Here is a 5,949-nt window from a genome sequence, read left to right as displayed (position 1 = left end):
GCCCGCCGGCACGGCTCCGCCCCCGCCGGTGACAAGCCCTCGTCGCCCACGGCATCGGAGCCCCCGGACCGGGCGGGCAGCGGCGGCGCCCTGGCCGACCCCGGGTCAGCCGGCGGACTCCAGCAGCAGCGAGATGCCCTGCCCCACGCCGACGCACATGGTGGCCAGCGCCCGCCGGCCGCCCCGGCGGCGCAGCTCCAGCGCGGCCGTCAGCGCCAGCCGGGCGCCACTGGCGCCGAGCGGGTGCCCGAGCGCGATCGCCCCGCCGTTCGGGTTGACGTGCTCGGCGTCGGACGGCAGGCCCAGCTCGCGCAGCACCGCGACGGACTGCGCGGCGAACGCCTCGTTCAGCTCGATCACGTCGACCGCGTCGAGGCCGAGGCCGAGGCGGTCGAGCAGCTTCCGGGTGGCCGGCACCGGCCCGACGCCCATCACCCGCGGCGGTACGCCGGCCGCGGCGGCGCCGGCGACCCGGGCCAGCGGGGTGAGGCCGTAGCGGGCCACGGCGGCCTCGGAGGCGACCAGCAGCGCCACCGCGCCGTCGTTGACGCCCGACGAGTTGCCGGCGGTCACCGTGCCGCCCTCGCGGAACGGGGTGGGCAGCGCGGCGAGCTTCTCCAGCGAGGTCTCCCGGGGGTGCTCGTCGACCTCGACGAGCTTGGTCTCGCGCCGCCCCGCCGGCACGGTCACTCCCACGATCTCCTCGGCGAAGCGGCCGTCGGCCTGCGCCTTCGCGGCCCGCTGCTGCGACCGGTACGCGAACTCGTCCTGCTCGGCGCGGCCGACGCCGTACGCGGCGGCGACGTTCTCCGCCGTCTCCGGCATGGAGTCGATGCCCCAGTGCTTCTTCATCAGCGGGTTGACCAGCCGCCAGCCGATGGTGGTGTCGTAGACCTCGGCGGTGCGGGAGAACGGGGTGCTCGCCTTCGGCATCACGAACGGGGCGCGGCTCATGCTCTCCACCCCGCCGGCCACCACGAGGTCCGCCTCGCCGGCCACGACGGAGCGGGCCGCGGTGGCGAGGGCGTCCAGGCCGGAGCCGCAGAGCCGGTTGACCGTGCTGCCGGGCACCTCCTCGGGCAGCCCGCCGAGCAGCGCCGCCATCCGGGCCACGTTGCGGTTGTCCTCGCCGGCCTGGTTGGCGCAGCCCAGGATCACGTCGTCCACCCGCGCCCAGTCCACCGACGGGTGTCGGGCGACCAGTTCGCGGATCACGTGCGCGGCCAGGTCGTCGGGGCGGACGGCATCCACCCAGCCGAGCTGCCGGGAGCGCTGTTCCCTGGCGAGCAGCACCAGCGGGGTCAGCAGCAGCACGGTGGGCAGCAGGGCGAGCGCCCAGCGCAGCGGGCGGTTCGGCGGCCCCGTACGGCGGGTGGCGAGCACCGCCACCGCGTGCGCGGCGAGCAGGGTGAGCGCGACCAGGTGGGTGAGCCCGAGCGCGGCCACGGCGACGGCGTACCCGGCCCAGCGCGTCCACCGGGGTCGGGCCGTCGCCTCGACCAGCAGCAGAGTCGCCAGCACCGCCAGGAAGGTGGCCAGCGCGTACGGGCGGGCCTCCTGGCCGTACCGCGAGGTGCCCGGGAGCACCGCGAGGAGCAGCCCGGCGAGCAGCCCGGCCCGGGCGCCGAGCAGGCGCTGCCCGAGGAACGCGGTCAGCCCGGCCGTAGCGGCCATGGCCAGGGCGGCGGGCAGCCGCAGCGCGGTCACCGAGTCGCCGAAGACGGCCACCCAGGCGTGCATGAACAGGTAGTAGGGGCTGGTGGCGGCGTCGATGGTGCCGGCTAGCCGGACCAGGTCCCCGGGGGACCGGCTCGCCGCACTCCAGGTGGCCAGCTCGTCGCGCCACGGCTGCGCGTGGTCGATCCCGGTCAGCACCACGGCCAGCGTGGCCAGGCTCGGCCCGATCCAGATCAGCCGGCCCGTGCGATCCGTCCCGCTCACCGCCTCGCGCACCGGCGGGACGCGGTCGCCGGGCGGGTCAGCGGAACCGGTCACATACCGCAGCGTCACACAGTCCGGCCGTCCGGTGCGCCGATCCGCCGATCGGGCGCTGGCGTCAGCCCTCGACCGTGACCCCGTGCTTCCCGCACGCCGCCACGAAATCGGGCAGGATCTGGCGCAGCGTCTGCCGGTAGAGCTCGGCCCCCGGCCCGGTCTCGCCGCGTAGACGCTGCACCCGTTCCACCTGACCGACCATGGTGACCCCGACCTTCGCGAGCTGGGGGTCTGCCGAGGCCTGGAAGAGCTCGGTCAGCTCCACCAGCTTCTCGCGGGGCACGACGGGCCCCTGCTCACCGCGCAGCAGCACCCCGCTGGAGCGGCACGCGCGTACCCCGCTGTCCTCGTCGGCGGGCGACGCGAAGCTCCGGTACGCCACCACGGCGCCGGCCCCCACGAGAAGCAGCCCGAGCAGGGCGGCGGCGACCACCACGACGCGACGCCGACGCCGGGGATCCGGGCCGGCGGCCGGGGCGGTCGTCGTCCCGGTGCCCGTCGGGGCGGGGTCGGCGTGCGGGTCGGTCATGGGGGTTTCCTCCGTTCGGGTGGCGGCGGAGCCTAGCATCGGCGGTGGTCGGGGTGTGGCCCGTGATGTGGGATCCCGCACGCACTCGTTGGCCGGCCCCCGTCGGGTGTGGCAGCATGACCTCCATGACCGCCGCTGTCGTCCGCCGCTTCGTGGCTCGTCGCCACGTCGACTACGGCCGCGTGCGCAGCGCGATCTGTCCGGCCCACTGACGACGCCCGACCACTCTGTCTCGGGCGCGCCGCGCGCCGGCTGTTCCGACACCGTTGTCGCCAGCCCGTTCCGACGGGTCGGCCGCGCGCCTTGCGTGTTCCCGAGGCACCGCAGACAACGGAGGACGCCGCCATGGCGGTCAGCAGCATCCCGGCCCGGGCCGGGGACCCGACGTCCCCCCGACCGGCCCGGACTCCCCGCCGGCCCCGAGGTGAAGGTCAGTGGGCGCTCGGTCACCGCGAGCCGCTCAACCCCAACGAGCGGATCAAGAAGGACGACGACCCGCTGAACGTACGGGCCCGGATCGAGAACATCTACGCCCACCAGGGGTTCGCCTCGATCGATCCGCAGGACCTCCGTGGCCGCTTCCGCTGGTGGGGCCTCTACACCCAGCGCAAGGCGGGCATCGACGGCGGCCGTACGGCCGTGCTGGAGCCGCACGAGCTGGAGGACGAGTTCTTCATGCTCCGGGTCCGGGTGGACGGGGGCGAGCTGAGCCTGGCGCAGCTGCGGGTGGTCGCGGACATCTCCCGCGAGTTCGCCCGGGACACCGCCGACATCACCGACCGGCAGAACATCCAGTACCACTGGATCCGGGTCGAGGACATGCCGGAGATCTGGCGCCGCCTGGAGTCGGTCGGCCTGCAGACCACCGAGGCGTGCGGCGACTGCCCCCGGGTGGTGCTGGGCAGCCCGGTCGCCGGGGTGGCCCGCGACGAACTGCTCGACCCGACGCCGGCGGTCGACGAGATCGTCCGCCGCTACGTGGGCGACAAGGCGTACTCCAACCTGCCGCGCAAGTTCAAGACCTCCATCTCCTGGCTGGTCGACACCCCGTACGAGGCGAACGACATCTCCTTCCTCGGGGTGGACCACCCGGACCACGGGCCGGGCTTCGACGTCTGGGTCGGCGGCGGCCTGTCCACGAATCCGATGCTGGCCAAGCGGCTCGGCGTCTGGGTGTCGCTGGAGGAGGTGCCGGACGTCTGGGCGGGCGTGGTCGGCATCTTCCGCGACTACGGCTACCGCCGGTTGCGCAACCGCGCCCGGCTGAAGTTCCTGGTCGCCGACTGGGGCGTGGAGAAGTTCCGCGAGGTGCTGGAGAAGGAGTACCTGGGTCGGGCGTTGCTCGACGGCCCGGCCCCGCAGCTGCCCGACAGGCCGGTGGACCACATCGGGGTGCACCCGCAGCGCGACGGGCGCAACTACGTCGGGGCTGCCCCGGTGGTGGGCCGGGTATCCGGCGGGCAGCTCGCCCGCCTGGCCGACGTGGTCGAGGCGCACGGCAGCGGGCGGGTGCGGCTCACCCCGTACCAGAAGCTGCTGGTGCTGGACGTGGCGCCGGAGCGGACCGACTCGCTGGTGCGCGAGCTGCGCGGGATCGGCCTGGAGGCGCAGCCGTCGGCCTGGCGGCGCGGCACGATGGCCTGCACCGGCATCGAGTACTGCAAGCTGGCCATCGTCGAGACCAAGGCGCGCGGCGAGGAGCTGGTGGCCCGGCTGGAGGAGCGGCTGCGCGACTTCGACGCCGACATCTCCATCCACCTCAACGGCTGCCCCAACGCCTGCGCCCGCACGCAGGTCGCCGACATCGGCCTCAAGGGCCAGCTCGTCGTCGGCCCGGACGGCCGCCAGGTGGAGGGCTTCCAGGTCCACCTCGGCGGCGGGCTCGGCATGGCCGAGGGACAGACGGCCGGGTTCGGCCGCAAGCTGCGCGGTCTGAAGACCACCGCCGAGGAGCTTCCGGCGTACGTGGAGCGGCTGGCCCGGCGCTACCTGGCCGGCCGGGAGACGGGCGAGACGTTCGCCAACTGGGTGATCAGGGTCGACGAGGAGGAACTCCGATGAGCGATCGAAGCGAGCGAACCAGGGGTGCCGTGGGGCCTCGTCGCGGTGCCGAGCGAAGCGAGGTGACGCGATGAGCGAGACCCGTTCCGCGCCGTTGTACTGCCCGTACTGCGGCGAGGAGGACCTGCGGCCGAGTGAGGCCGGCCACGGCGCCTGGGAGTGCCACGCGTGCGCCCGGGTGTTCACGGTGAAGTTCACCGGCCTGCTCGGCCGGGCGGTGGCCCGGTGAGCGGGGGCACGGGCGACCGGCCCGGTCTCGTCTCGGCGACGGGCCTGGGCCTGGTCGGCCTGGGCGCCCCGGCTCCGGCCGACGCGGCCCGGCGCGGCCCCGACGAGCTGCGCGCGCTGGCCGAGGCGGCCGGCCGGGACCTGGAGGGCGCGCCGGCGCTGGAGATCGCGCGCTGGGCGGCCGAGACCTTCGGCGCCCGGTTCTGCGTCACCAGTTCGATGGCCGACGCCGTGCTGGCCCATCTGGTCTCCCGGGTCGCCCCGGGGGTGGACGTGGTCTTCCTCGACACCGGACTGCACTTTCCGGAGACGCTCCGGGTCCGCGACGAGGTGGCCCGGACGCTGCCGGTGAACGTGCGCTCGATCCGGCCGCGCCTGACCGTGGGCCAGCAGGACGGCCAGTACGGCCCGCGCCTGTTCAACAAGGCTCCGGACGACTGCTGCCAGCTGCGCAAGGTGGAGCCGCTGGAGCGGGCGCTCGCCGGCTACGACGCCTGGGCCGCCGGGCTCCGCCGGGACGAGTCGCCGACCAGGGCGAACACGCCGGTGGTGACCTTCGACGCGCGCCGGGGCAAGGTCAAGGTCAACCCGATCGCGGCCTGGCGGCAGGCCGACGTGGACGCCTACGTCGCCCGCTGGAACGTGCCGGTCAACGAGCTGTTCAAGCAGGGCTACGGCTCGATCGGCTGCTGGCCCTGCACCCGCCGCACGAAGGCGGGGGAGGACCCCCGGGCCGGCCGCTGGGCGATGTTCGAGAAGACCGAGTGCGGCCTGCACGTCTGACCGGGCCGGTCCCGGGCTCTCCCGCGTCGGGGGCGTCCGGGCCGGGCTCTCCCGCGTCGGGGGCGCCCGGGCCGTCGGAACCGGCCGGGCCGTCAGGAGCGCCCGGGTCGTGGCGGCCGGTCGGGCTGTCGGAGGTGGCCGACCCGGTGGTCCTGGTCGCCCACGGCAGCCGGGACCCGAGGGCCGCCGAGGCGACCCGGGCGCTGGCCCGGGCCGTGTCGGCCGCCCGGCCGGGCACGCCGGTGCTGGCGAGCTGGTTGGACCACACCGAGCCGGGACCGGCGGCCGTGCTGCGGAACCTGGCCGCCGCCGGGCACCCCCGGGCCGTGCTGGTGCCGCTGCTGCTCACGGCG

6 protein-coding genes and 1 pseudogene are annotated in these 5,949 nt (G+C 75.2%); 4 read left to right on the top strand and 3 right to left on the bottom strand.

Going from position 1 to position 5,949, the window contains the following annotated elements; all coding sequences use genetic code 11:
* Positions 1-105 precede the first annotated feature (105 nt).
* From pcaF to F6X68_RS29740, 3 genes and pseudogenes are all read right to left on the bottom strand, one after another.
* Complete coding sequence (gene pcaF, locus F6X68_RS34505) at positions 106-1,296, bottom strand: 3-oxoadipyl-CoA thiolase (RefSeq protein ID WP_225852508.1); 1,191 nt, start codon at positions 1,294-1,296, stop codon at positions 106-108.
* A gap of 18 nt (positions 1,297-1,314) precedes the next feature.
* Positions 1,315-1,740 (bottom strand): annotated as a pseudogene (locus F6X68_RS34500) (glycosyltransferase family 39 protein); the annotation flags it as partial.
* Positions 1,741-2,056: 316 nt separating this feature from the next.
* Complete coding sequence (locus F6X68_RS29740; protein WP_151457356.1) at positions 2,057-2,524, bottom strand: hypothetical protein; 468 nt, start codon at positions 2,522-2,524, stop codon at positions 2,057-2,059.
* 345 nt (positions 2,525-2,869) lie between these two features.
* Here F6X68_RS29740 and F6X68_RS29735 point away from each other — a divergent pair, with 345 nt between their 5' ends.
* The 4 genes from F6X68_RS29735 to F6X68_RS29720 form a co-directional block, all read left to right on the top strand.
* A complete protein-coding gene (locus F6X68_RS29735; protein WP_151457355.1) occupies positions 2,870-4,585 on the top strand; it encodes a nitrite/sulfite reductase in 1,716 nt (571 codons plus the stop codon).
* Between the two features lie 70 nt (positions 4,586-4,655).
* Positions 4,656-4,814 carry an IS1 family transposase gene (locus tag F6X68_RS29730; RefSeq protein ID WP_121399684.1) on the top strand — a complete coding sequence of 53 codons (159 nt, stop codon included), beginning with the start codon at positions 4,656-4,658 and terminating at the stop codon, positions 4,812-4,814.
* On the top strand, positions 4,811-5,596 hold the full coding sequence (locus tag F6X68_RS29725; protein WP_151457354.1) for a phosphoadenylyl-sulfate reductase: 786 nt from the start codon (positions 4,811-4,813) through the stop codon (positions 5,594-5,596). Before F6X68_RS29730 ends, F6X68_RS29725 begins: the two co-directional genes overlap by 4 nt.
* Before the next feature lie 125 nt (positions 5,597-5,721).
* A partial coding sequence (locus F6X68_RS29720; protein ID WP_225852507.1) for a CbiX/SirB N-terminal domain-containing protein occupies positions 5,722-5,949 on the top strand: 228 nt, incomplete at its 3' end.

Source organism: Micromonospora sp. AMSO12t (assembly GCF_008806585.1).
Lineage (GTDB): Bacteria > Actinomycetota > Actinomycetes > Mycobacteriales > Micromonosporaceae > Micromonospora > Micromonospora reichwaldensis.
The sequence above is the reverse complement of the archived record's forward strand: the minus strand, read 5'-3'. Positions and strand labels throughout refer to the sequence as shown.

Bases quoted from the DNA above. Each gene is read 5' to 3' on its own strand.
- F6X68_RS29735 (WP_151457355.1), top strand. From the start codon at position 2,870: ATGGCGGTCAGCAGCATCCCGGCCCGGGCCGGGGACCCGACGTCCCCC.
- F6X68_RS29730 (WP_121399684.1), top strand. From the start codon at position 4,656: ATGAGCGAGACCCGTTCCGCGCCGTTGTACTGCCCGTACTGCGGCGAG.
- F6X68_RS29740 (WP_151457356.1), bottom strand. From the start codon at position 2,524: ATGACCGACCCGCACGCCGACCCCGCCCCGACGGGCACCGGGACGACG.